Source organism: Spiroplasma endosymbiont of Megaselia nigra, assembly GCF_003987485.1.
Taxonomy (GTDB): Bacteria; Bacillota_I; Bacilli_A; order Mycoplasmatales; family Mycoplasmataceae; genus Spiroplasma.
The window spans coordinates 1-739 of the sequence record NZ_RCOO01000318.1 but is presented as its reverse complement, the minus strand read 5'-3'; the positions used below and the strand labels follow the sequence as shown (position 1 = coordinate 739).

Annotated in this window: 1 protein-coding gene; it reads right to left on the bottom strand. The window is 21.5% G+C overall.

The annotated features are described in order from the left end of the window. Positions 1-633, bottom strand: a 633-nt coding sequence (locus D9R21_RS06770; protein WP_148108901.1) for a phage terminase large subunit, incomplete at its 3' end; no start/stop codon positions are given. Positions 634-739: the final 106 nt, after the last annotated feature.

Below are 739 nucleotides of genomic sequence, written 5' to 3'. Positions count from 1 at the left end.
AATATATTTAATTTGTTCATATTTACTACGCATTATTTCTTCATTAAAAGGTAATAATTCATTACAATAACCAACAATATATCTTTTTAAACTTTCAGGGTTACATGTATTAATTGTTATTTTATTTTGATAACCACGAATAGCAAACTCTAAATCACTTAAATCTTTTTGTTGAAATTGATCACATTCTTCTCTTCAATCAATAACTAATTTATATTTATTCAAATCAGCAAAGGCTTTTAATTTTTCTTTCCGACTTGGTGAATGTAAACCTTTACAATATATTTTGCTACCATTTGATAAAGTAAAAGTAAAATTTGATAAATTAATAGTACAAGGAATATGATTTTCATCTAACATATTTCATATATTTTGAAATACACTATCTTTTAAATCTTTACTCCAATACATACTAGCAATGATACAAATTGGTTCTTTAATTAATAAACTAATTTTTAATAATTCACCAAATATTTTAATATTTGAAATAGTCTTACCACTATATCTTGTACCGATTTGATTAATTTCATTCACTAATTTATATTTCTTAGAAAATGGATATTTATTACTAATACTACTATTTTGTAATAATCAATAAGGAGTTTCTAACAAATAAGTAAAATGATTAAGCATTATTATCACTTTCTTTTTTAATATCTCTAATATCCGTTTGTAAATTAACAATTATTGGTTGTTGATTATTTAAGTTTAATTCTTTTTCAAGTTCTTTTTCTTGTAG